Source organism: Paenibacillus motobuensis, from assembly GCF_039521865.1.
Classification (GTDB): Bacteria; Bacillota; Bacilli; order Paenibacillales; family Paenibacillaceae; genus Fontibacillus; species Fontibacillus motobuensis.
This window is the reverse complement of sequence record NZ_BAAACX010000015.1, coordinates 40,814-66,331: the sequence shown is the minus strand read 5'-3', so window position 1 is coordinate 66,331 and position 25,518 is coordinate 40,814. Positions and strand designations below refer to the sequence as shown.

Here is a 25,518-nt window from a genome sequence, read left to right as displayed (position 1 = left end):
ATTATGACTGAATATGTACTGAAAACCACGAACCTGACGAAGAGCTACCGCGAAGCCAATGTATTGAAGCATATATCACTTAATCTGGCCCCTGGCAGAATATATGGTCTAATCGGGCAAAACGGAGCGGGTAAAACGACGCTAATGCGGCTCATCACCGGACTTAGTTTTCCTTCAAGCGGAAGTATTGAGCTATTCGGCCATCAAGGTGAGAAGAACCTGCAAATCGAACGCAAACGGATCGGCAGCATGATTGAATATCCTAGCTTGACATTAAGCATGACAGCCAAGGAGAACATCAGGCTTCACCGCATCATACGAGGAATCCCGAACAAGGAAATAGAGGACGAATTACTGCAGTTGGTCGGCCTTGCTAATACCGGGAGGAAGAAGACTAAGAACTTCTCGCTGGGCATGAAGCAGCGCCTGGGAATTGCGATCGCTCTGCTTAGCAGTCCCGAACTTCTAATTCTAGACGAGCCAATTAATGGTCTTGATCCTGTAGGGGTCATAGAGATCCGAAATTTGCTTAAAAAGTTATGCGAAGAACGGCATATGACCATCTTGATCTCAAGTCATAATCTGCCGGAGCTATATCAGACGGCAACGGATTATATCATCGTCCATCAAGGCGAATTGAAGCAGGTCCTTACGCTAGAGCAGCTGGATGAGCGCTGCAAGCATCACTTTCTAATCCGTAGCAATGAACCGGAAAGGCTGGTAAGCATTCTGGAAACGCAGCTGCATACGACGAATTACAGGGTTATGCCTGATCAAAGCGTGAAGTTGTATGATTATCTCGATGATAAGGAGAAGGTATCTCGTGTCCTGTTTGAAAACGGAGTTGTTATTACCAATCTCTCCAACGAAGGCGATACACTGGAGAACTACTTTATCTCTGTGATAGGTGGTGAACAATATGCTTAATTTGATCCAGGCTGATATTTATAAATTACGCAAATCCGCACCCATTAAAGTTTTATTTTCCATCACAGCGATCAGTAGCATCATTGTGGCAATCATGGCCTATCTGATCCCGCAAGGTAACATCGATGCAAACCTGACCGGACTTGGATTCATGTTCTCGGATATCAACGTAATCAGTATTCTTGGCGCCGTCATGGCGGCGGTATTAATCTGCGGCGATTTTGACTCAAGAACCTTTCATGATGCTGTAGCTAGCGGCTCCAGCAGGTCCTCGATCATCATAGGCAAGACTATCGTCTTCTGTTTCTCTATCCTGTGTATTCTGATCCCTTATATCGTCACAACAGGGGTTGTGCTTGGAACAGGCTCCAAATTCAGCATGGGCTCCGTAGCCGTGGGTTTCCTGAATTTGATGACTACAGAAGCCGGGAAGGCACTCACTGCAGCGGAAATATGGAAGCTAGCCGCGATCATCTTGACCTTGACCCTTGTCTATATTGCTCAGGTAAGTATCTGTATCCCACTTGCTTTTACACTTAAAAAGCCTGTTCTGGTCGTCGCCATTTATTACGGATTTTCCATCCTGACTGCGCAGCTTACCAAGCTGAGTGACAGCTCTATGCTGTTTGACCGTATTTTCTCCTGCACACCCTATGGAGGGAACTATACCTTTCTAACACTAACTTCGGGCACGGGAGAGATTGTCAAAGCCCTCGCAGTCAGCTTGATCTTTATCATCATCATGCTCGCTGTCACATACAGCACATTCAGAAGGTCGGAGATTAAATAACGGAGAGGTTGGTGAAACGTAGTGGCCATTGCAGTAGGATTTCTAACCATCTTAGTCATCGGACTTATTCTATATATCGTATTTATCCTGCAGCAATTGCGCAGCATCAACCGACAGCTAGGCAAACGCCTGAACGAACAGACGCGGCAGCCGATTAGTCTAGAGCTCGTAAGCAAGGAACTGAATACTCTAGCGATTCAAATCAATAAATGCCTGAAGGCGGAGGAAACCCTCCGTCTTAAAGGCATTCACGAGGAGCGAAGCTTCAAGGAGATGATCACCAACATATCCCATGACCTGCGCACCCCGCTTACAGCTATTAAAGGCTATCACCAGATGCTGACTCAGAGTGAATTAACTAGTGACCAGCAGAAGAAGCTGCAAATTGCGCAGAAGCATGCCAATGAGCTGGGATATCTGATTGAACGTTTCTTTGAATATTCTTGTCTGGTTCATGCCGAGCCAAAGCTTGAGCGAAAACGAATCAACTTGACCAATCTGATAACAGAGTGCCTCGCCGCGTCAGTCCCGGCGCTTGAAGACAACAAGCTGGCCGTTGAGTTCGAGGAAGCCCCGCCTACCTATATTCTTGGCGATCAGGAGATGATCACAAGGATTATTCAGAATCTGATTCGTAACGCGATTCAACATTCAACCGGAACTCTGCATGTCAGCTTGTCTACTACGGCCGAACAGGTCGTCCTGTCATTTCAGAATCGTGTTAATCCAGCCACAAGCATCGATGTGAAGCGGCTGTTTGATCGCTTTTATACCGGAGATCAAGCAAGAGGCAGCAGCACAGGACTCGGCTTGTCCATCGTTAAATTGCTGGCAGCACAAATGGGAGGCAGCACAGATGCATCGCTGCAGGATGGCTGCCTGGAGATACGAGTTCATTTGCCATTGTACCGAGATGACCATTAAAGCGCCTGAAACAACCTCTCCCCTTGGGTCGCAATGTACTTATACATTCCACCACATACCGCCAACATCACGACTCCAATGACCGACAAGATGAGAATTTCGTTCACATGGGATAGGAGCAGCAATATAGCAACTGGAATCACTACGCTGATAAAGCCCAATAACATAGAGACGAGTACCGATGCACTCTGCTTAATCGCAGTAATTTCGCTGGTCCAATCCAGTTTAGGAAACTTCAAATTAACGATAACCCCCAGCATCGCTGAATAGCACGCATAGATGATTGGGATCACAAGCAACAGCAAGCTTTCAATCCATCCTGTACCTAATGATATCATTAGCAGCAAACAGATAATCACTGAAATCGGTATGGTGATGGTAAGATTAACGGCTACTTTGCTAAGCAGGATGTCTTTTTTTGATACGGGCGAGCTTTTGAGTATCCATAAATGGTTGCCTTCCAAAGAAATAGAACTTGACGTTGTGCAGCTGCATGCAACAATCAAAGAAACGACCATTGGAGCCATACTACCCAAGTAGTTAGACAATTGTGGAATTTCAATCAACTGCCCAAGATTCTCCGAGCTAACAAACAAGAGGGCAATCGACGCCACGAGCAGAAGAATCATCATAATACTCGTATTCATTACATATAAGGAAGAACTAAAATATCGACGCAGCTCCTTGACATACAAGGCACGAAAAGGAGACGAAGCTTTCAGTGATCTCATCACATATTTACTGCTTGTATGGGACGTCGTTAAGCCTGTGTGTATCGCTTTATATCTCGTGCCAAGTACAATAGAGAACAAGATAAACGCCAGCAACGAAATGCCCATAAATAATAGCAACGGGCCGATCTGATAGGAGCAAACGGCATCTACATACATGGCTGCAAGAGGATACAGCTTAAAGATCATATCTGCCAATTGCGTACTCATATCTGTAAGCATCTGCTCGTTTCCTTTGAGGCTGAACGATCCAACCATAATTCCAATCGTTACGGCCATGGTTAGAACAATGGTGATCACTCGACTCGCCCTAAACCGGGAGGAGACCCAGCTGATCAGCGCACCAATTAGGGCTGCCGCAATGATAGGTAATAACGGAATAAACAAGAGTGTAATTAGAAATGACAGATAAAATACCACTTCTGGATTCACTTTTATTGCATATACCGCACCAGCCGGCAGCATCAGTATCAAAGTGAAAAATAAATTCAGCACATAGAGCTGAAGAACACGGCTTGCTACCACGTAGCTTGTTCGGATAGGTAGCGACATGACCAAATCATAGTCTTTATAGCTATATAATACCCCGCTAGCTTTATAAATCGTTGTAAAGAACCCGATTATCGATGTTGCTGCCATCATGATGGCCAGCAGCAGATCCATACGCCCAATTTGTTCAAAGGTCTGCGCCATTAAGTAGCTGTACACAAAAGAATATCCTGCAATCATAACCACACCAATCAGAATACCGATGCCGAGAAGGAGAAATTTACGCTTTTCCTTAACATCCCGTGTATGCAATGCTTTATTCAAGCCAAATGTGGAAAGCAGCTGTATTTTTGTTAATCGCCATATATTAATCATTTTCTATCAACTCCAGGAACACATCTTCCAGGCTGTTATCACCCTTCACATCCTCAGTCTTGCCATGGGTTATCAATTGACCCGCCTTAATAATAGCAATTTTATTGCATAGCTTCTCAGCTACATCTAGCACATGGGTGGAGAAGAAGATGGCACTGCCATTCCTGCACAGGTCTGCCATGATCGCCTTTAACGTATGGGCCGCCTGTGGGTCAAGTCCGACAAAAGGTTCGTCCAGGACCAGCAGCTTCGGTTGATGTATCAGAGCAGAGATAATCGCAAGCTTCTGCTTCATACCATGAGAGTACGAGGAGATCAAATTCCCCAAACTGGCTGTAATCTGAAAAGCATCGCCATATTTCTGAATAAGCCGCTCACGATCTGTCTTCGATACACTATAAAGATCACCGATAAAATTCAAATACTGTATGCCGGTAAGATGATCATATAAGTCCGGGTTGTCTGGAATATAGGCAGTAACCCTCTTGCAGGCAACCGGGTCCTTCTTGATCGAGATACCGTCAATTTCAATATCCCCTTCTTCAAAGTCCAGGACACCAACGACTGAGCGGATCGTCGTCGTCTTTCCTGCCCCGTTATGTCCGATAAAACCGTAAATGTCACCTTTTTCAACCACCAGATTCAAGTCGTCTACGGCCTTCTTACTGCCTTTATAGCTCTTAGTAAAATGTTTTATTGTGAGCATCTTCCCTCACCTCTCCATAGGCGTAATATACAAGCTTAGCGCAGCATTCTATCTTCTTCCTATCCGCTTTGCTAGTAGAATAACTATAATACGCTTAGCCTATGCAGAACGTTCATTTCCATTCAGCTATCTCCTCCGGTGCCATATCCACGGACGAATTAAGGCCCCCAACTGCAACAACAGATGGGAGCCTTTTTGGGGAGAGCTTGTCGTCTCCATAATAATTATCATATAACCAGGAACCTGGCCTCCTGCTGGCGGTCTTCGTCTGAGCGGACATAAGAAGATGGAATAGAGCAGACCTCCATCCTTTACAAATTATCCACACTGTTTAGCATCAAAATCAGTCCAACGATACACATGATCCACGAAAGGGCTGACCCCGTATTCGAAAGCTTGATTCGCAGCCGTTCCAACGGTCTTTGCATGAACCTCCCCAACAATACATGCAGAACAAACAGCACCAACGGCGGCAGGATCATCATGAAATTGTAACCACCCAAAATGGGAAGCCACTGATAAACCGGTAAATTTCTGGTCGTCATTAGTCCAACCGCAGCAAAATAGGGGAATGCCATTCCCACTTCAATCAAAAATGTCGTAAATCCCAGAGCAACCATAGATGCTTTGCTTTTAGATTTCGGTCTCGGCAAATCCGTCCGTTTTTTACCCTTCGGATAAAAGAAGCTGGCTGTAAACAAGGCTGCGCCAATAACCATCATCGTCCAGCTTATAAACCGATTCTCAAGTATCGAGGAAAAAGCCGACAGCAGCGCATCCAGGCCAAGCATAAGAACAAAGCCCGCCGAAAAATAAAATCCCGCAACCGTCCCTAAATAGATCATTAAACGCGAACCTATCCGCTCTTTTTCGGAAAGCAATAAATAGACCGTTACTCCTAAAGTTGCCGGGCTAAGCATATCTAATAAAGCTAACCCACCGATCATACCCAGTAGTTCAAGACTCACGATTCTCCTCCTTGCCTCTTAGCGGCTCCCTGTATTGAAGCGATATATATATCATAAGCACGCTCCATAAAATCAAGAATTTCCGTTTCGATCGGATAAAGTCCGAGCAGCTCGGATTGCTGAGGGGACTTTCTGAACTCCCATAATTTATCGATAAATTCAGTTTCGTCTTTAAATTGTTCAGCTTGTTTTTCCAGCATGCGGCGTATGATATTTTGGACCTTCGGCGAACCGGGGCCAGCCTTCTTATGCTGTTTGAGCTGTCCCAGCAGAGCGATCCACTCCATCGAATCCGGGTCCTCCCCATTCATTTTAGGAACCTTCTTTAGAAGCTCCATCTCCTTCTTGTTAAACATACCCTCCTTGATAGAAGACGATCTTTTTTGGTATTGATGAGATAACTGAGTCAACTTTTGTACGGCCGACTGTTCATCCCCGCCTTCGACGACAATCCCGTTGATCAGCTCCCGCAGAGAGGACTCAATGCGCTTTAGTCTTTGCTGCTCCTCAAGGATACAAGCCAGCTGATTATTCAAACTGGCCAGCCAGTTCCAATTGGTGTCGGACAACATATCTTTAATCTCCTGCAGGCTGTAGCCCATTCCTTTAAGGAATTGGATATATTGAAGCTTCTTCAGCTCCTCTTCCGAATAGAGGCGGTGTCCTCCTTCGGTTTTGGCGGGTGCCTTCAACAATCCGATCTGATCATAGTACCGGAGGGTTCTTACCGAAATATCCGTTTGTTTGGCAACGTCTTTAATATGAATCAAGCGGGAAACGCCTCCTCTGTCTAGTTCTCTTTATCCTTGACTACTGCGTATTTCAGCAGATAACCCAATCCCAGTCCGATGATGACTCCAGGCAACGCTCTATCTAGAATAAACCCGATCCCCCCGCCGATAATGACACATCCATAAATAAGTGCATCACCTTGCTTCATACTTCATCCCCCTTTAATCAGACTCATTTCCCTTTAAACTTTGGCTGTGAGTCTCTTGTTATTTCATCATTGTCTCGATTATACAAAATGACGTTACGTCACTTTCAAGGGTTTATTATCATGAAGCGATCACGATTATAAGAAAACCCTATTGCAGCTGCTTCAAGAATGGGCAGCTCCGATAATAAAACAAGCCCTCCCCAGAAGGGAAGAGCTTGTTGTTCTTCATATTATAATTATCACACAACCAAGAACCGTGCTTCGTGCTCACATTCCTCGCATTTGACCGGCGGCTCCCAATCAATAAATTTCGTATGTTCCAGATCTACAACGTCCGGCGCTTCCTCGAATTCTTTAATGAACTTATCGATGGCTACTTCTACATGATCTTTGCACACTACATACATATACGTAAAGCATCCTCTCTGTTGCCGCAGCTACTAAGCATACGCTTCTAGAATTACAAACATCCTGTATCTGTTCTACCATACTCCAGCGCAAAAAGGAACCAATTTACGCATACTTTCCCGTGGAAAATATGTCCCCTTCTTCTATGGGTATCCTCCTGATGAGAATCAGCTACTCTTAGAGAGTCCCAATCCGTTGGCAATATTCCTGATACCTTATTTTCCATTCCTCTTCCCGCGATTCTATGGTCTTCTCACCGAGCAATACTTGTATCATATCCAGACATACATGCCAGCCTGCCAGATCCTTAGGGGTATGATCGGTAATCTTGCTTAGCTTCTCAACTAGAAGCAAGCGGCAGCCTTCCGATTCCGGATACAATTCGAAGCGAACTCGATCAGCTCCCCAAGTATATTCCAAGACAGAACCTGGCTTGAGCTCCGTAATTCCAAGCTCTATAAAAGTCCCGTCCCGCATATCAAACCGGATCACTCCGCCCTCACAAAGCTTGTCCACCTGCAACTCAGAGAACCATTGCTTCAGCTTCTCATTCTCTGTCAGATAAGACCAGACCTCTGCACTAGAATGATGGAAATGACGAGTGAAGCAAGCGATATAACCACCTTCATCGACCCTAATATCTGCTAACATACCGTTCCCCCTCTTTACTGGATTAAGCCATATTCAAAGTAATACGTTATTCATACAGTATCTCCTTGGTCTATCTCCGCCAAACGGTAAATGACTAAGGCGCATGAGCTGATAGAACAGCATCACGCGCCTTAAACATCATCTATCTCCAAGGCCGGCTTCGATCTCCGCCTCAGAAGGTTTATCCGTTAGCTTGCAGTTCGACGTCTGCAGCTTGCCGTCACGATAGAAGGTAATCTCGAGCGTATCCCCAACCTTCTTCTCGTCGTACAAATACTTGCGAAGTTCCCGTGTCGAAGCGATAGGCTCCTTATCAAGCTGCACAATGACGTCGTTGAGCTGTAATCCTGATAGTTGAGCCGGACCGTGCGCTTCTAGTACGATCACCCCAGATGTAATATTCTGCGGCAGCTTCAACTGCTTGCGCTGCTCAGCATCGATCGGCGCATAAGGGTTATCGAGATCCAGCGTATATACTCCTAGATATGGACGAACAACCTTGCCATACTGCATAATGCCGTCCACCGTCTTCATCACATCATTTACCGGAATCGCAAAGCCGAGCCCTTCCACACCCGTATCGGAAATCTTCATCGTATTAATCCCGATCAGACGGCCCTTCAGATCTACCAACGCCCCGCCGCTGTTGCCCTCATTAATCGCGGCATCCGTCTGAATCACTTTCTGCTCCCAATCGTAGACCCCATCCTGGTTAAGCGATATAGGAATCAGTCGGCTCGTATAACTAATGATCCCCGACGTCAATGTCCCTCCAAGTCCGAGCGGATTGCCGACGGCAATCACCGTCTCACCGGCCCGCAGATTATCAGAATCACCAAGCTCAATTACAGTGCTAATCCCTTTACCATCTATACTCAGCACAGCAATATCATTAATGGAATCCTGACCGACGATCTCTGCTTCTCGCGACACCCCGTCGCTGGATACAATCTCCAGATCATCCGCCCCGCTGATCACATGACTATTCGTAATAATATACGCCTTGCCGTCGTCCTGCTTGAAGATAACCCCGGACCCTAGTGCTGCATCATCGGGATTGCTTCTGGAGAACTCATTATGATTCAGAATACTAACAACGCTCGGGGAAACCTTATCGGCCGCGACGCTAATCCGATTGAATGGATCAGCACTGACCGTATTGATCAGATCCACAGGATTCCTCGCGGAATTCAGCCCTGTAAATACCACAAATAATAACACAACAAATATTGCACTTAGCAAAGAGGAGATCAATGAGACTTGCCAGGTGGATAAGCCCTTCTTCCTATGTTTCGGCGCCCTCCAGCCTTGCTGCTGCTTTGGTGATCTACGCAAATGCCGCCTAGATATCTTTGTGGAGTAAAAATCATCATCGAACAATCCCATCAAGTCTCCCCCTCCATGACTCTGCCCTGGGTATATGTCTATTTCTCATCCAGTTCTTCGGTCGGTCAACCCATCAGAGTCCTAAGTTCCCCTTCAAACTGTATGCTGGTACAGCAAAGCCATATGACCACACAATCCCCAAATTATCTGACGTCAAAATCGACCTGCAGGTTGCTCTCCTGACCCATTTTTCTCATCTTTTTTGGCTGAATCAGGAATGTTTGTCCCATAACTGGACTACACTATTTTTAAGCGATAGTTTTATAGAGCAATCAAAAAGTCCAGTTGACTTTTTGAACAAGCTTAGTTTTATAGTTTCATTCTATCATATCCTAGACGTTACCGGATGGGACTATAGTATTTTCCATTCAGGGAAATTTCACTAGAAATCGCTTACAAAATGCCTGTGCCTGTAGATGGCCACTACTGCCAACCAAATTTGGTAAAAAATATCTCTAAAGGAGCAAACGACGATGAATTCCAATTCCCTCTCCCCATTGCATGAAGTGAATATGCTGGCCAAGTTGGCCGATATAAAAGAAGAGCATTACCACCAACTGGTAACGCTCAGCACAATTATCGAACTATTAGTTGAGAAAGGGATTGTAACCCGAACCGAAATCGAGACAAAAGCGGCCGAGCTGAATTCCTTTATAAGTCCGCCACCGTATCCCATGGCGTAGGCCGATCAAAATAAGTATCACATAACTTGAATTCGCTGTCCTTATAGAAGCAGCCACGGTCCTCCATGGCTCCTCTTACCGACATTCTAGCTAGATCCGGCATATTATGTTCACGGCTTAGATGGGCAAGATAGATCCGTTTGATCCGCCCGCTCAGAATCTCGCTCATTAATTCGCCGGTCGCTTCATTGGACAGATGGCCCATATCACCGAGAATACGCCGCTTGATATTCCAAGGGTAGCGTCCCATGCGCAGCATCTCGATATCATGATTCGCTTCCAGAACGATGACATCGGAATCAGCTATCGACATCTTCACTTTATCACTGGCATAGCCTAGATCTGTGCACACGCTCAGCTTCTGCTTGCCGTCATAGAAGCAGTAGGCTACAGGCTCGGCGGCGTCATGCGAGATGCCAAATGATTCTACCCGCAGCGAACCGAAATCCCGGGTCTCACCTGTCCCTAGGATTCGACGATTCTCTTCGGCGATCTTCCCGACGGCCTTCTCCATCGCTTCCCAGGTCTTCTCATTGGCATAGATGGGGAGATTATATTTTCTCGCAACCGCTCCAAGTCCTTTAATATGATCCGAATGCTCATGCGTTACCAAAATACCCTGAATCTCTTCACCAGAGACTCCGCGTTCTTGTAACAACTCATCAATACGCTTGGCGCTGAATCCGGCATCGATCATCAATGTCGTCTCCCCATTAGCGACCAGTGTCGCATTCCCCGTCGATCCGCTTGATAATACTGAAAATCGTAGACCCATTTCCCCATTACTCCTTCGCTTTCTCTGTATTCGGACTGATGACGTCCCCGCTGATTCCCTGCACGTAATACTCCTTGCCGCTCTCCAGAATAAACCGCCAAGCCGGCGATGCAGGAAGGTGGGCATCCGAATTGAACACCTCGCCATAATAACCAAGCTCAATCTCTGTAACAACGGCTCCATCCGGCAGGAAGTTCTCGATCAAATTACCAAGAGCCTTGGAGGCGGATAATACGCGTTGTTCCTTCTCGTCTCCCGGATCGCTGACCTCAATCTTCGGCTGCCTGTACGATATAATCTTCTGCTCACTGTAATAGAGGGTAAGATTAATCTTGAACAACGGCCATTTGCCATCGACCAAAGGATGCAGTATGAACTCTCCGGCCCGACTGGCTGCTTCATCATACCAATAGTCACCGATATCAGGGATACTTCCCTTCAAGGCGTTAACCAATTCCTTACTCGTAAAGATGAGCTTGCTGTCGACAGGCGACTCCAGATTGATCATCCGGTCGTTCTGATCCCCGTCTACAAAGCGATAAGAGATCTTCGGCAGCGCTGGCGTGTCTCCCGGAATTTTCGCCAGAATCTTGATTCCCTTCTCATCCATCATCTTCTGAATGTTACTCTCTAGAGAGGTGAAGTCCAGATTGGAATCCGCCTGCTCCTGCAGATCATTCCATAGCTGATAACCTAGTACCAGATTCAGCAGCAAAAAGGCATAGATCAACACATTCTTCGCTCGGCTCCAATCCATCCCTCAGCCTCCTTTCCAATCCTTGCATGAAGAGGTAGTTCAAAAAGTCATTTAACGACCATTCCCGCCCTTAGGCAAAATTCGTGTGGCCCCGTTCTGCAGCTCGGCCACCCACATCGGTGTCAGCTTAAGCCCTTCCTCACCAAGCGAAGGAAGATAGGCAGGATACAGACGCTTGATGACGGACTCCCGACTTAACAATTCAAGCCTCTTCCGCAATTTTTCTCCGCCTTCAAGCTGCACAACCTTCTTATCCGAGCCATCTCCGATCGAATAGATGAGTGAGCGCTCATAACCAGTAATCGTCCCATGGCGAAGCTCAAGCGATATAATGCCGTAATGGAATGTCGATTGATCAATAATCGGGAACGCCCCATACTGCCCGGAACCGTAGTATTGCTGGAAGATAACCGTTTGCGATTCCGCGCTGGCCCCTTCGTTCTGATCCAACCGATATTTCCCGTTCCAACCTCCATGCTGATTGACGAAATCGACAGCAGACAGCGCATTACGTCCCGGACTGCTCTCACCAGCAACCGCTGCCGCCGCAGGGTCCGTATAATTAATCCAATTGCGGCCCTGACGCACCTGCAAGCTTCGCCTGCCATCTGTATAAATCTCCGATCCATCCTTCTCACGAATGTAACGGGTAATACTTGGATCAAAGAACAGACTGCTCTGCATTTGCTCTGTAGAGAATAATCCGGTGAGCAGTGTCGTCTCGACCATTTCAATCGGCTGTTCCGGAATGTAGTATCCGTTCTCCATTGTGTAAGAGACCCAGTCCTTGCCGAAATCAGCCTGCTGCTTCACGTCCTGTACCGTTAGGTCAGCCTTGGTCGCTTCATAGACCACATCTCCGCGTGAACTAAAGAAGAAGACTCTTACCTGATCCTCCGTCTCGGTGCTATAGATCAAGAGCCGGCTTATGCTCTCTCCTTCGAATAGCGGATCTTTGGCGATCTGCATTACCTTTTGCAGAAGCTCCACCGGAACCCCCTTGCCGAACTCCAGCTCAAGCCCGACCTGATCGCCGCGAATTTCCGACCAATTGATGTTCTGTACAGGATAACGCTGGAACCCGTCGAACTGCCGGCCCTTTAACCGGGAGTAGATCAGATTATAGAACGTTGATTCCGGGTAAAAGACTGTATGGCGATTTTTTCCCAAATGAACGGTTATCTGCGAAGGGTAGAGTAGTTCATCTGCTTCCAATTCCGTTCCCATATTCTCGGTCTTCACATAATCATTCGCCGTCTTTACAACCGGATCGCTGCCCGGCAAGCGATATATTAAGAAATAACTCTGGACCAGACTACAGATGACAAGCAGAACAAGTGCCGTCGATTTTATTTTCTCCCTCATGGCATCCTGCCCCCTTGCTCCTGCTGTGGCAGTGTGAAGGTAACCTTCGTTCCTTTACCCAGCTCTGATTGCAGCCAGATCGTTCCGCCATGCGCCTTGACAATTTCCCGGGCAATGGATAGGCCGAGACCTGTACCGCCCATATTTCTTGAACGGGCCTTGTCCACCCGATAGAAGCGCTCAAAGATACGCTCCTGATCCTTCTTCGGAATCCCCATCCCGTTATCCTCGACCGAAATGGCCAGCATTCCATCATGCATGTCTCTGGCTTCAAGAGAGAGAGACCCACCCTCCGGCGTATACTTCAGCGCATTAGAGATCAGATTGTCCAATACCTGGTCAATCTGATCACGGTCAATCCAGACCGTACCTACGCTGTTGTCTACACCCAAGCTCGGTTTAATGCTCTTCTCTTGCATCTGGAACGAGAAGCGGTCAGCGACCTCCTCCAGCATATCTATCACATTCGTTGGACGCTTGCGCAGCTCAGCCTCCTTCGAATCGAGTCGAGATAAATGCAGCAAGTCCGTAACGAGCCGGATCATCCGTTCCGTCTGGTTCTGGATAACCGAGGCGAACTTCGGCCCAAGCTCCGCGTCCTGCATGGCGCCATCCTCCAGCGCCTCCGTATAACTTTTAATCGTCGTTAGTGGTGTGCGCAGTTCATGAGACACGTTGGCTACGAATTCACGACGCGATGCCTCCAGCTTCTCTTGCTCAGTTACGTCCTGCAGTACAGCAATCGTACCGACAATCCCAATCTCGCGGCGATGAATCGGCGTGAAGGTTACACGGATCATGAACTCATCGCCCTCAGAAGTCTCATTCTCCAACAAAGTAGAATGCATCGTACCCTGAGCGTAAATCGCCTGCTCCTCCTCTGTAAGTTGAAGCAGCTCCATAATATCCATATTGCCTGCTAGCTCTTCCTCGACATTAAGCATCTCGCTGGCACGCCTGTTCATGAGAATCACCTTATTGTTCTCATCCGTAGCGATGACGCCATCACTCATGTTAGTCAGAATCGAAGCCAGCTTCTCCTTCTCCTCTTCGTTCTGTGCAAGTGCGTCACTTAACCTACTCGTCATATAATTGAACGCTTTGCTGAGCTGGCCGATCTCATCGTTGCCGAATTCCGGCATCTTCTGATGGAACCGCCCCTCCGCCACAGCTGTCGCCTGCCGTGTCAGTTCCTTGATCGGCGCAGTGATCGTATGAGCAAGAATGACACCGAGTACGGCTGTCAGCCCCAGTGCCAGCAGTATTCCAGATATAAAAATATTGTTAATCCGTTCCATCGTCGCATATAGCTCACTCATAGAAGCAGCTATATAGATCGCCCCAACAATCTTGCCGTCGCTAACTACCGGCTTGGCCACGACCTTCTTACGGATGTTGTCATCATCGATAATATACTCCTCATTGTCGCGGATACCCTGTAGGGCACGGCTGACTACCGTCTGCGTGTTCTTCGTGCCAACATAATCGGCATGCGACGGCTTAGAGGTCGTCAACACTTTACCGCTGGCATCCAATACCTGAATCTCAGCTCCATTGATCGTGAACAGGTTATTGACCAATACACGCAAGTTCTCCATCGACTCATCCGCCGACTCCCCGACCACGCCCAAATTCTGTGCAGCCAGAACGGAGAGAAGCTCCGCCCGCTCCTGCAATTCCTTCGTGAAATTGCTGGTTAATGAGGTCTTCATCGCGCTCACAAAATAAACCCCGATCAATTGCATGGCAATCAAGATCAGCAGCACATAGATAATGATCAGCTTCACTTGGAGCGTACGGAAGAAAGCGGGCAACCGCATCTAAAAACCACCCACCTTGGAACTACGCATCATATATCCTAGACCACGCCGTGTCAGTATATATTCCGGCTTGCTCGGATCATCCTCGATCTTCTCCCGCAGTCGGCGGATCGTTACGTCCACGGTTCGTACATCACCGAAGTAATCATATCCCCATACTGCTTGCAGCAGGTGCTCACGGGTCATCACCTTACCCGCATTCCTCACCAAATAGTAGAGCAGTTCAAACTCCCGATGTGTCAGATCAAGAGCCTCCCCATTCTTGTATACCGTATACATATTTGTATCTATAAACAGCTCGAACAAGCTGATTCCTTGCCGTTCCTCCGGCTCCTCCAACGCAGCTGGCTTCTGCTGCCGGCGCATTTGCACCTTCACCCGGGCCAACAGTTCCCGCGTACTGAAGGGCTTGGTCACATAATCATCCGCGCCAAGCTCAAGGCCTAGTACTTTGTCAATTTCTCCGTCCTTGGCGGTCAGCATAATAATCGGAGTCTCCAGCTTGGACCGGACCTCCTTGCAGACATCCATCCCGTCCTTGCCAGGCAGCATCAGGTCAAGCAGAATCAGATCGGGTTGCTCCGAGAACGCAAGCTCAACCGCGGCAATACCATCGAAAGCAAGTATAACCTCGTATCCCTCTTTCTCCAGATTAAATTTAAGAATGTCCGCAATCGGCTGTTCGTCATCAACTACGAGAATTTTCCCTTGCATCGCTTAATTCACCCCATACCTTCAGGCTTGACCAATCTCTTACTATCTTACCATACCAGGCAATCCTCTTCATAACCTATAGTTATTTCTTACCTGCGTTTGAACATAAAAAAAGGACCCGGTCTCATCCTCGACCAAGTCCTTAGTCAAAATTATTATATAACTCGTAATGATTGCGATATTATAAGTATTTCAATGGATTCTGCAAGCTGCCGTTCTTATGAATTTCAAAGTGAAGATGGGTCCCCGTGGATCGACCCGTATTGCCCATGACTCCAATCTTCGAACCTTTCTCGACAACTTGTCCCTTCTTGACGCTGATCTTGCTCAAATGACCATACAATGTCTCATATCCATTCTTGTGATCGACGATAATGCAATTGCCGTACCCTGATTTCTGACCAGCAAAGGTGATCACACCGTCGTCGGCAGCCATAATGGTCTTATTGCTGGATACAAGGTCAACGCCCTTATGCGTTCTGCCCCAGCGCTTTCCGAAGCTGCTGGATAAGCGGGCTCCCGATACCGGCCAGGCGAAATCGCCTGATCCCTCGCCAAGAACAACCTTCGTACCTTTCAGAACAATTCTCGGCGAAGACTGCTTCGTTACCGTCTGACCAAGCCACTCCTCGGCAATCACTTCACCATTCTCTTTTGTAATCCGGTACTCCACCGTCTTAAGACCGCTGGAACCCTCAGCAATCACCTTCGATTCCCCAGAGCGCATGCTGTCACTCTTGCGAATCTCAACCTGCGGCTCGGTAGTTATCTCCTCAGATACCCGTTCTACCGTACGCACTGTAAGCGATGGCTGAACCGCCTTAATGCTCAGAACTTCACCGATTTGCAGAGTGAACTCTTTGATACCCGGATTGTTCACCTTCAACTCATGCTGGGTGATTGCGAATTTCTTGGCAATTGAGGAGATCGTGTCGCCTTCCCGAACCTCATATGTAATCGCCGATTCGTCTCCCTGCAGAATTCGCTCAACGGTCTCATTTACATCCATGACCTTGTTCGGATCCGTCTTGGTAGCAACCTTGGCGACATCTTCCTTAATCTTCACCGATTCAATCGTAGTTCCATGTTTGTCTTCGACTGCAGCTGCCGTCTGCTGGATACCGCCTGTTTTCTTTACTTTTGCAGCAAAGCCTTGCACCGTCTTCGCCTGTGGTGCGAACTTGCCTTGCAGCGTACTCAGCACCTCATCCGCCGTAGCCTGATCCTTCACAATCCCGATTAATTTGCCATCGACTCTTAATTCGACTCCCTGTGCATAGCCCTTGAGCATACCGCCCAGCTTCGCCAGCGTCTGTTCCGAATCGACTTCCGCCTTATATGATTTCTCCATCACCGTAGTGATGCCATCTGTATATAATCCCATTTTTGCCTGGGGATATTTCTGATTTAATTCTTGTTCCTTCTGTTGATACAGAGCCTGTAATTGCTCTTCGCTTGAAATCATACCAATCTCTTGCCCGTTCACATACACCCGGTAATAAGGCACCATATTCGCTTCAACGTATTGTTGACCCGCAAAATATACAGTACCCGCAAGTACAATAGTAGCAATCGCGCTAGCCGCAATCACACGGGTTTTACGACGGCGGCCTGTGGCAGCCGGAATGGCCTCGTGGTGCTCGGACATCTCTTGATCGTTTTCCGGGCGACTGCTCATGGACGCATTCTCAGATTTCCTGCGCCATAACTGCCACCGATTTCCCCTGAAACCTCTCATACTGATCTCCTTTTCCATATCGACTATATACGACAACAATTTAAATAGTTTCAAAATCTTAACCTTTTACAACTAGTTAATACTTTATCATAGCCTAGTAAGGGATTTCAACTAGAGGCAAACATAAGAAAAACCCGCTTGTAGCGCGGGTTTGCGTTATATTTCATGTAATTGGTTGACCTAGTATATAATTTACATTTATGTGAATATTGCCTGCAATGCTGGAAGTGAGATCCGAAGAAGTGCTCACTTTTTTAATATATTCATCATCTTCGTATACTCCGTCTTATCCAGATATTTGGACAAAACCTGCTCAATCTCTATCATTTCCGTCTCTGTTAACCCATCCTCCATCGCCTCGGTCAGCTTCTGCATCTCCTCCTGAGGCAGCTTCGTCATGAGAATCTTGAACACTTCCTCCTTCTCCTGATCAGGTAGCTGATCCTTCCTTGCGATTAGATCATCCGGTGTAACCAACACATCCCCCTGCTGTCCCGATTGAGAAGTTATCCCCCCCATAGCCGCAACCGAATCCTCAGGCGCTTGGCCATTCTCTTGATCGGTTCCTGCCGGTTTGTCATCTTCTGCTGCCTTTCCTTCAACAGTCTTGTCAGAGCCTTCCCTATTCGCAGCTGTATCATCACCAGCACCTGAGCTAGTATCACTCCCCGTTCCAGGGAGAACCCCCAATCCTCCTGTATCCGCTGTTTTATCCAACAACCCATTCTCCGTTTCTGACTTGTCTGCCACCTTGTTCCCGGTCTTGCCTCCGAACCCGAGCATTCCTTTGAACATACCACCCAAGGTTGGAACCTCTTCAGCGATCGGTATATTATAACTGCTTAGCAATGACTGAATATATGAATTAACTACATAGCCTGTCGTCATTACCGTAAGCAAGCTAACGACAATAGCTGTAACAGACAGCTTGAACAGCCGCCACATCCACTTCATTCGATTTCCTCCTTCTAGTCAGCCTATCGATCTATGTATTTTTCGGCATTCTATCAACAGTATGGACGACAGAGTTGGAATTCAACCTCTATAATTCAACAAATTATACTTATAGAGGTGAACACGCACTTATAGAGATTCACTACCATCTCCCTTATGTCCGCCCAATATATGACAAAAAAGCCGCTTCAAGAGCGGCTGAATCCTCTCTCGAAGCGGCTTTTCTATTCTTCGTATGCTTTAACTTAATTTATTCGTAGATGGGCAATACTTGATTCGTCTGGCTGCGGTTGCGGCCAACCGAGAAGATGGCAATCGGAATTCCTGTCAGCTCAGATACACGCTGCACATAATTGCGGGCGTTCTCTGGAAGATCTTCAAGGGTCTTCGCTTCGGAAATATCCTCAGACCAACCTGGAAGCTCTTCATAGATGGCTTCACACTCTGCCAACATCTTCAAGCTAGCTGGATAATGCGTGATGATCTCTCCACGGTATTTATAGCCCGTGCAAATCTTAACTGTCTTCAGTCCGGTCAATACGTCGATCGAGTTCAGCGACAACCCCGTCAACCCGCTTACGCGGCGAGCATGACGCACGACCACGCTATCGAACCAACCAACACGGCGTGGACGGCCAGTAACCGTACCATACTCATGTCCTGTCTCACGGATCGTATCGCCGACTTCATCATTTAACTCAGTTGGGAACGGTCCATCCCCTACACGTGTCGTATAAGATTTAGCTACACCGATGACTTGGTCAATCCGCGAAGGACCTACGCCAGATCCGATGCAGACACCACCAGCGGACGGATTGGAGGAAGTAACGTACGGATAAGTACCTTGGTCGATGTCAAGCATAACGCCCTGCGCCCCTTCAAACAGTACTTTCCTCTTCGCATCAATTGCATCATTTAGCACGACAGAAGTATCGGCCACATAAGGACGAATTACCTCGGCATACTCAAGATATTGCTTCAGCACCTCTTCTACATTGAGCGGCTCTGCTCCGTAGACCTGCTGAATCACTTGATTCTTCTCCTTCATCAAATGACGAAGCTTCATTTCGAACTCTTCAGGATCCATCAGATCCGCAATCCGAATTCCGTTCCGCGCCGCCTTGTCCATATAAGCCGGGCCGATCCCTTTACGAGTCGTACCGATCTTATTTGGCCCCTTGCGGTCCTCTTCAAGCGCATCAAGCAGCAAATGATATGGCATAATGACATGAGCACGATCACTGATCACAAGATTCTTCGTACTGAAGCCATTCTCATGGATATAATTGATTTCTTCAAGCAAGGCAGCTGGGTTAACTACCATCCCGTTGCCGATAACACATTTCTTATCTTCATAGAAGACACCCGACGGAATTAGGCTTAATTTGTACTTCTTACCGTCAATCAGGATCGTGTGACCGGCATTGTTGCCGCCTTGATAACGGGCCACCACATCTGCGCTTTCCGCCAGAAAATCCGTGATTTTACCTTTGCCTTCGTCTCCCCATTGGGTTCCTACAACGACTACCGTTGACATGTACATTCCCCCGCCTGGTGCTAAACTCGCACCTTTTTATTAAAAAATGATGAGTGGAGCACCGATAAACCCGCCCCAGCCTCTTTGACTTCCTACTGAACAACCACAAAAAGCGCTGCTCCTGAGCAGCAATACAAGTTTACCAGCCTCATTTTTCAAAGTCAAATAAAAAACGAACAATCAAACGGATACCCGTAGGATTGTTCGGAAATATGGAAGATGTTCTCTATATTATATCCGGAGTGCAATCTGTTTATCCAGCGAACGCATCGGCGTGCGCCCGCTCATAGTTCGCGAATTTATTGAAATTCTTCAAAAAGACAAGCTCGACCGTACCCACAGGGCCGTTCCGCTGCTTAGCGATAATAATCTCAATAATATTCTTCTTCTCCGTCTCCTGATTATAGTAATCATCACGGTATAAGAAGGCGACGATATCCGCATCCTGCTCGATGGAACCCGATTCCCGAAGGTCAGACATCATCGGCCGCTTGTCCTGACGCTGCTCCACACCCCGGCTCAGCTGAGACAGTGCGATTACCGGCACTTCTAGTTCCCGCGCGATTTGCTTCAATGTCCGGGAGATTTCTGATACCTCCTGTTGACGGTTCTCGCCCGGCTTACCCCGCCCATGAATGAGCTGCAGATAATCGATCACGATCATTCCGAGGCCCTTCTCCTTCTTGAGACGTCGGCATTTAGAGCGAATATCGGCAACGGTTACCCCCGGGGTATCGTCAATATAGATCTCCGCCTCCGACAAGGCGGCAATCCCCATCGTCAGCTTGGCCCAGTCATCATCACCCTTGAAGTCGCCCGTCCGCATTACACCAGCGTCCAGATTGGCTTCCGCACAAATCATCCGCTGTACAAGCTGAGGGGCCGACATTTCCAGACTGAAGATCGCAACGGTCTCTTTGGCCCGGACTGCCACATTCTGAGCAATATTCAGCGCAAAGGCCGTCTTGCCCACAGAAGGACGTGCCGCCACGATAATGAGGTCATTGCGCTGGAAGCCCGACGTCATCTTGTCGAGATCGACGAACCCGGAAGGAATCCCCGTTGTTGTCCCCTTATTCTGATGCAGTTCTTCAACGCGGTCGAATACTTCCATCACAACATCGCGGATCGAGACGAACCCGCTGCCGGAGCGGCGGTTGGATATTTCCAGGATGCGCCGTTCGGCATCGCTTAATAGCGAAGAGACATCCTCTCCACCGGTATATCCCTCGCTTACGATCTGAGTTGCCGTCCGGATCAGGCGCCGGAGCATCGACTTCTCTTCAATAATCTGCGCATAATATTCCACATTTGCGGCTGTAGGAACTGCATGAGCCAGCTTAGCCAGGTAACTGACACCGCCGGTATCCTCCAGTTCACCCCGATCCTGCAAGCGCGAGGTCAGCGTAACGAGGTCGATTGGTTGACCCTCTTCTCCAAGCTGTACCATCGCTTCAAAAATAAGTTGATGGGGCTTATCATAGAAGTCCTCGGTCCTCACCCGCTCCATCGCAGTGATTAGCGCTTCAGACTGAAGCAAAATCGCTCCGAGCACGGCCTGTTCCGCCTCCAGATTTTGCGGGGGGATCCGGTCGTAAAACAGATCTGTGCTGCTCATTTTACTCCTCCGTTACATGTACCTTGAATGTTGCCTTCACCTCAGGATGAAGCTTCACGCTAACCTGGGTTACACCCAGCGTGCGGATCGGCTCGTCCAGTTCGATCTTGCGCTTGTCAATTTTCACACCGGCCTTACCCATAGCTTCAGCTACTTGCTTGCTCGTAATTGCGCCGAATAAACGTCCGCCTTCACCAGCTTTTGCTTGAAGCTCAACCGTCATCTCTTCCAGCTTCTTGCCAAGAGTAATTGCATCTTGCTTCTCCTGCTCTTTGCGCTTCTGTTCAGCCGCTGTCTGATGCTCCAACGTCTTCACATTGCCCTCAGTTGCTGGGCGGACTAGTCCGCGCGGAATCAGGAAGTTTGTTGCATAGCCTTCCGAGACTTCTTTAATTTCCCCTTTTTTACCTTGACCCTTAACATCCTTCAAGAAGATAACCTTCATTCGAATAACCCCTCTTCCTTATCTATTTGCTCCAGTACCTCCAGCAGTCTCTTCTCTGCTTCGGCCTGGGTGCCCTCTAACTGTGCCGCGGCGTTTGTTAAATGTCCGCCGCCGCCAAGCCGCTCCATCACGACCTGGACATTCATGCTCCCGAGTGAACGGGCGCTAATTCCGATAAGACCATCTGGGCGCTCGCTAATGACAAATGAGGCGAGCACATTGGTCATATTCAGCAGCGTATCGGCCACCTGAGCGATGAGCATCTGCGGAATCTTGCGATTCGGCTCCGTGACAGCCAGCGCAATATGACTGTAGATGATCCGGGCATGCTTGATAATGTCCGCCTTGGCGATATACTCCTGCAGGTCCTCCTTTAAGAGCCGCTGTACCGTGACTGTGTCAGCGCCCATTCGCCGCAGGAAGGCCGCCGCCTCAAATGTACGGGAGCCCGTATGAAGCGCAAAATGCTTCGTATCTACCGTAATCCCGGCCAGCAAGGCCGTTGCTTCCAGTGGGCTGAGCTCAACCTTCTCATGGATATACTGAAGCAGCTCCGTTACCAGCTCTGCGGCTGAGGAAGCGTACGGCTCCAAATATACCAATACAGCATCATTGATGAACTCTTCACCACGGCGGTGATGATCGACGACGACTACCCGTTTTGCTGCGCTCACGAGCCGTGGCTCCATCGTCAGCGATGGCTTATGCGTGTCAACCAGAATCAACAGTGTATTCGGCGTCATCATGCTGAGGGCTTGTTCAGGTGTAACGAAGCGCCTTAACAAGGCGTCCTCCTGCTCAATGCGATCCAAGAGGCGAGCAATGCCCGGATTTGGTCCGTCGAGCACAATATGGGCCTCGACATTGTACATATCGGCAGCCTTCAGCACGCCGATCGAGGAGCCAATCACGTCAAAGTCTGGGACGCGATGGCCCATAATAATGACGCGATCGCTCTCTTGCATCAGATCGCGCAGCGCGTGCGCGATGACGCGGGCACGAACGCGCGTCCGCTTCTCTACGGCGCCTGTCTTGCCGCCGTAGAAAGACATGCGTTGACCCGCCTTCACAGCGGCTTGGTCCCCGCCCCGGCCGAGAGCCATATCCAGACTGGACTGGGCTAGTTCGCCCAGTTCGCTCAGGCTCTCGGTGCCGAAGGCCAGGCCGATGCTCAGCGTCATCGGCACCTTGAGGTCCGCCGTCATCTCGCGGACCTCGTCCAGGATCACGAACCGGCTCTGTTCGAGCTGGCCCAGCGACTTCTGATTCATAATCATCAGATATCGTTCCGACGACAGCCTCCGCAGATAGAGGCGATAGTGCTTCGCCCAATCGGTGATCGCCGTCGCCACGCGGGCAATCAATGCCGTCCGCTGCTGATCGTCCATCCCCTGTGCAGCTTCATCCAGATTATCAAGCATCACGATCCCGAGTGCAACCTTCTCGTTCTCATAGCGCTCACGCAGCACAGCCAGCTCAGTCATATCATGAATATATATCATTCGTTCATCGGCATCGATCGTCAGCTCATAATATCGTTCATTGACGATGACTTCCACCAAGGACCTGCCGCTTCCATGATCCTTCTTATCATGAACAAGCTGTGGTAGTGGCGGCAGTAGCTCCGATAAGGAGACGCCAACAACACTCCCCCGACCGAACATACCGAGTACAAAGCGGTTATGCCATTCAACTGTGCGATCCTCGCCATAGAGAAGAAGGCCAAACGGCAAGCGACTCACCGCTTCGCCTTCTACTCGCTTGATCCGGTAAGTCAGATCCGTCACATACTTTACCAGTTCCTTACGGAAGCGACGCTCCGCCTGCAGCATAACATAGGCTAATCCACCAACTAGACATAGACTGACCAGACCGAGGATCCAGTTGTAATAGGAGACAAATATGACAAGCAGCAGCTCGAGCATAAATACCCATACTGTCTGATACCCATACCAACGTTTTTGCAGAAGTTTAGGCATTCCTTTTCACCCTATCGTTTTGATTTCGTAATCATGTCACGCAGTGGAAAGGCAATGTCTGCGATCCCGACAATCCATAACGGCAGAAACGGTATGAAGACCATCGCGATCACGAGCAATATAGGCATTACCGGATTCCACTTGCGTTGATAAGCTATGAAAAAGAAGAGGCTTGCAGCCTGAATCATAAATAAAAACTGTAATAACGGCGTCAGATTAACCAAAATGGTCCCGAGGAACCCTTCACTTATAGCCGCTCCACCAAGCATATTCAGGATTAGGCAAATCAGATAATACCAGATTAAAGAGCGCGGCAATCGCCAATTGCGGAAAGCCGGCATCTTCGGAACGATTAATCCCATGCTGCCCAATGTTGGACGAGAGATCGCCTGAGTTACCGCCGCCATGATAAGCGAACATACAATCAGTGTAAATGGAAGCATCCGTACAGTTAGAGAGGAGAATTGCTGAATCATCTCCGGGGACCATACCAAATTGCTGCCTAGACCAGTTCCTATTGTGCTGTCTGCAGCATTTCTGAAAGGGTCCATCATCGTGTTAATCATGTCTTCAATAGCCCATGACAAATGAAAATCAAATAATACCGTACTAATCAGCAGCACTAGCAGAAATTCCACCAAAATCGTGCCCGCTCCCATCATTACTGTTCGGAAAGCAGGTGCCCGCTTCTTATACAACTCTCCCATCACTATAGAAGGGATTATAAAATACAGGGCCTGCAACAGAATGATCGGTCCGCTCGATCCAAACACTATAGCTGCCAAAATCCATGCCGGTACGATATGAAGCAGGAACAACCGCCTCGATAAAGTCGAATATAGCAGGACGGTCGGAACCAAAATGAAAAATACCGTAATCACGGCAAGTGGAGTAGCTAATGAAAACAGGAGCAATAAATAAACAATGCTCCAAGCGACCGATGTCCAGCGCAGTTTCAAAATAAGTTCACCTCTTACGCATATGATCTTCAAGTGTAGAAATGTCCTGATACCAATCTTCGAGCTGATGTCCATCTTGTTTGTGCTTCTTTAACTTCTCCAAAATGGATTCATCTAAATCTCGATAAGAAATCCCCAGCCTGCGTCCCAATATGTAGCTACTGACGATTAAGCTGGCCAGGCTATCCGTTACCCGTGTCGTGCTGCCTTCCCACAATGCTTTGAATAAACGGGATACGTGATCGACTACTTCTGTTTTGAGCCACTCAATCACTTTGGCGCGTTTGGCCACATCCATTTCTTTATGCATGGAGACAGCTTTCCACCTTTCCAAAAGAACTTTGCTCTTCATTATAGCATATAGCAACCGTACCAAGACTTGCAAACCTAACAAGGCAGTTCAAAAAGTTCGCTTATGATAAGAAAACTACTTTTATTTTCTGACGATGGAATCGTCTCTAGTCACGAATTTCTCGCAATATTCTATGATCTGACTACGGCGGACAATACCGATAAATCTCCCCATATCGTCAACGACAGGGACAAAGTTCTGCACCTTGGCCAAATTAATCAAATCCTCCATGTCAGCGTCGATAGAGACCGGTTTATTATCCATCCGAAGCGGCACATCCGCTAGATAAAATTTTGAAGCGTTCTCAAAAGTCACCTTACCATCCGAATTTTTCATATACCAGAGAAGATCACCTTCTGTGACCGTCCCGACATACTCCCCATGATGCCCGATAATCGGCACCGCCGTATAACGGTGATGCTCCATACGTTCCAGCGTCTGTCTAAGCGTTGAATCTATCCTTACGGCAGCAACATCATTTTTCGGCAACAGAAAAAACGCGATATTCATTCGAGTGGAGTCCTCCT

26 protein-coding genes are annotated in these 25,518 nt (G+C 48.1%); 4 read left to right on the top strand and 22 right to left on the bottom strand.

The window, feature by feature from the left end; genetic code table 11:
- Positions 1 to 3 precede the first annotated feature (3 nt).
- Genes ABD014_RS16285 through ABD014_RS16275 form a run of 3 tightly spaced genes read left to right on the top strand, consistent with a single transcriptional unit; the run spans position 4 to position 2,641 of the window.
- Positions 4 to 927 (top strand): ABC transporter ATP-binding protein, encoded by a 924-nt coding sequence (locus tag ABD014_RS16285; protein WP_343862906.1) that lies wholly within the window; start codon positions 4 to 6, stop codon positions 925 to 927.
- Positions 920 to 1,717, top strand: a complete 798-nt coding sequence (locus tag ABD014_RS16280; protein WP_343862905.1) for an ABC transporter permease — start codon at positions 920 to 922, stop codon at positions 1,715 to 1,717. The genes ABD014_RS16285 and ABD014_RS16280 overlap by 8 nt, the downstream gene beginning before the upstream one ends.
- A 21-nt stretch (positions 1,718 to 1,738) precedes the next feature.
- A complete protein-coding gene (locus ABD014_RS16275; RefSeq protein WP_343862904.1) occupies positions 1,739 to 2,641 on the top strand; it encodes a sensor histidine kinase in 903 nt (300 codons plus the stop codon).
- Here ABD014_RS16275 and ABD014_RS16270 read toward each other — a convergent pair.
- From ABD014_RS16270 to ABD014_RS16235, 8 genes are all read right to left on the bottom strand, one after another.
- Entirely contained in the window at positions 2,638 to 4,236 is a 1,599-nt protein-coding gene (locus ABD014_RS16270) for an ABC transporter permease (RefSeq protein WP_343862902.1), read from the bottom strand. The two genes, ABD014_RS16275 and ABD014_RS16270, sit on opposite strands and share 4 nt — an antisense overlap.
- Positions 4,229 to 4,942, bottom strand: coding sequence for an ABC transporter ATP-binding protein (locus ABD014_RS16265; protein WP_343862900.1), 714 nt, complete (start codon positions 4,940 to 4,942; stop codon positions 4,229 to 4,231). The genes ABD014_RS16270 and ABD014_RS16265 overlap by 8 nt, the downstream gene beginning before the upstream one ends.
- A 311-nt stretch (positions 4,943 to 5,253) precedes the next feature.
- Positions 5,254 to 5,910: a GAP family protein gene (locus ABD014_RS16260; protein ID WP_343862899.1), complete on the bottom strand. Its 657-nt coding sequence runs from the start codon at positions 5,908 to 5,910 to the stop codon at positions 5,254 to 5,256.
- Positions 5,907 to 6,680: a MerR family transcriptional regulator gene (locus ABD014_RS16255; RefSeq protein ID WP_343862898.1), complete on the bottom strand. Its 774-nt coding sequence runs from the start codon at positions 6,678 to 6,680 to the stop codon at positions 5,907 to 5,909. Before ABD014_RS16255 ends, ABD014_RS16260 begins: the two co-directional genes overlap by 4 nt.
- Before the next feature lie 20 nt (positions 6,681 to 6,700).
- A complete protein-coding gene (locus ABD014_RS16250; protein WP_343862897.1) occupies positions 6,701 to 6,850 on the bottom strand; it encodes a hypothetical protein in 150 nt (49 codons plus the stop codon).
- A gap of 239 nt (positions 6,851 to 7,089) precedes the next feature.
- The gene (locus ABD014_RS16245) at positions 7,090 to 7,257 is read right to left on the bottom strand and encodes a CxxH/CxxC protein (protein ID WP_251414212.1); all 168 of its coding nucleotides are present in this window, start codon (positions 7,255 to 7,257) and stop codon (positions 7,090 to 7,092) included.
- Positions 7,258 to 7,435: 178 nt separating this feature from the next.
- Positions 7,436 to 7,909, bottom strand: a complete 474-nt coding sequence (locus tag ABD014_RS16240; RefSeq protein ID WP_343862895.1) for an SRPBCC family protein — start codon at positions 7,907 to 7,909, stop codon at positions 7,436 to 7,438.
- Between the two features lie 138 nt (positions 7,910 to 8,047).
- Positions 8,048 to 9,295 carry a S1C family serine protease gene (locus ABD014_RS16235; protein WP_343862893.1) on the bottom strand — a complete coding sequence of 416 codons (1,248 nt, stop codon included), beginning with the start codon at positions 9,293 to 9,295 and terminating at the stop codon, positions 8,048 to 8,050.
- Positions 9,296 to 9,768: 473 nt separating this feature from the next.
- On the opposite strand from ABD014_RS16235, the gene ABD014_RS16230 reads away from it, so the two are divergent.
- Entirely contained in the window at positions 9,769 to 9,978 is a 210-nt protein-coding gene (locus ABD014_RS16230) for a hypothetical protein (protein ID WP_343862892.1), read from the top strand.
- Here ABD014_RS16230 and ABD014_RS16225 read toward each other — a convergent pair.
- The 14 genes from ABD014_RS16225 to ABD014_RS16160 all read right to left on the bottom strand — a co-directional run bounded on the left by ABD014_RS16225 (position 9,947) and on the right by ABD014_RS16160 (position 25,501).
- Entirely contained in the window at positions 9,947 to 10,753 is an 807-nt protein-coding gene (locus ABD014_RS16225; protein WP_343862891.1) for an MBL fold metallo-hydrolase, read from the bottom strand. The two genes, ABD014_RS16230 and ABD014_RS16225, sit on opposite strands and share 32 nt — an antisense overlap.
- Positions 10,754 to 10,760: 7 nt before the next feature.
- Positions 10,761 to 11,510, bottom strand: coding sequence for a two-component system regulatory protein YycI (gene yycI, locus ABD014_RS16220; RefSeq protein WP_127004118.1), 750 nt, complete (start codon positions 11,508 to 11,510; stop codon positions 10,761 to 10,763).
- A gap of 51 nt (positions 11,511 to 11,561) precedes the next feature.
- Positions 11,562 to 12,875: a YycH family regulatory protein gene (locus ABD014_RS16215; RefSeq protein WP_343862890.1), complete on the bottom strand. Its 1,314-nt coding sequence runs from the start codon at positions 12,873 to 12,875 to the stop codon at positions 11,562 to 11,564.
- On the bottom strand, positions 12,872 to 14,695 hold the full coding sequence (gene walK, locus ABD014_RS16210) for a cell wall metabolism sensor histidine kinase WalK (RefSeq protein WP_343862889.1): 1,824 nt from the start codon (positions 14,693 to 14,695) through the stop codon (positions 12,872 to 12,874). Before walK ends, ABD014_RS16215 begins: the two co-directional genes overlap by 4 nt.
- Entirely contained in the window at positions 14,696 to 15,409 is a 714-nt protein-coding gene (yycF, locus tag ABD014_RS16205) for a response regulator YycF (RefSeq protein WP_343862888.1), read from the bottom strand. It lies immediately after the preceding gene.
- A gap of 181 nt (positions 15,410 to 15,590) precedes the next feature.
- On the bottom strand, positions 15,591 to 17,147 hold the full coding sequence (locus ABD014_RS16200; RefSeq protein WP_343862887.1) for a peptidoglycan DD-metalloendopeptidase family protein: 1,557 nt from the start codon (positions 17,145 to 17,147) through the stop codon (positions 15,591 to 15,593).
- 246 nt (positions 17,148 to 17,393) lie between these two features.
- Entirely contained in the window at positions 17,394 to 18,101 is a 708-nt protein-coding gene (locus tag ABD014_RS16195; protein ID WP_343862886.1) for a hypothetical protein, read from the bottom strand.
- A gap of 250 nt (positions 18,102 to 18,351) precedes the next feature.
- Positions 18,352 to 19,638, bottom strand: a complete 1,287-nt coding sequence (locus ABD014_RS16190; protein ID WP_343862884.1) for an adenylosuccinate synthase — start codon at positions 19,636 to 19,638, stop codon at positions 18,352 to 18,354.
- Between the two features lie 253 nt (positions 19,639 to 19,891).
- Complete coding sequence (gene dnaB / locus ABD014_RS16185) at positions 19,892 to 21,256, bottom strand: replicative DNA helicase (protein WP_343862883.1); 1,365 nt, start codon at positions 21,254 to 21,256, stop codon at positions 19,892 to 19,894.
- A 1-nt stretch (position 21,257) separates the two neighbouring features.
- Positions 21,258 to 21,701, bottom strand: a complete 444-nt coding sequence (rplI, locus tag ABD014_RS16180; RefSeq protein WP_343862882.1) for a 50S ribosomal protein L9 — start codon at positions 21,699 to 21,701, stop codon at positions 21,258 to 21,260.
- Entirely contained in the window at positions 21,698 to 23,680 is a 1,983-nt protein-coding gene (locus ABD014_RS16175) for a DHH family phosphoesterase (RefSeq protein ID WP_343862881.1), read from the bottom strand. The genes rplI and ABD014_RS16175 overlap by 4 nt, the downstream gene beginning before the upstream one ends.
- 11 nt (positions 23,681 to 23,691) lie before the next feature.
- Positions 23,692 to 24,639, bottom strand: a complete 948-nt coding sequence (locus tag ABD014_RS16170; RefSeq protein WP_343862880.1) for a DUF2232 domain-containing protein — start codon at positions 24,637 to 24,639, stop codon at positions 23,692 to 23,694.
- A 7-nt stretch (positions 24,640 to 24,646) separates the two neighbouring features.
- The gene (locus ABD014_RS16165; RefSeq protein ID WP_343863200.1) at positions 24,647 to 24,949 is read right to left on the bottom strand and encodes a MazG-like family protein; all 303 of its coding nucleotides are present in this window, start codon (positions 24,947 to 24,949) and stop codon (positions 24,647 to 24,649) included.
- Between the two features lie 123 nt (positions 24,950 to 25,072).
- Positions 25,073 to 25,501: a CBS domain-containing protein gene (locus tag ABD014_RS16160; RefSeq protein WP_127004140.1), complete on the bottom strand. Its 429-nt coding sequence runs from the start codon at positions 25,499 to 25,501 to the stop codon at positions 25,073 to 25,075.
- Positions 25,502 to 25,518 lie beyond the last annotated feature (17 nt).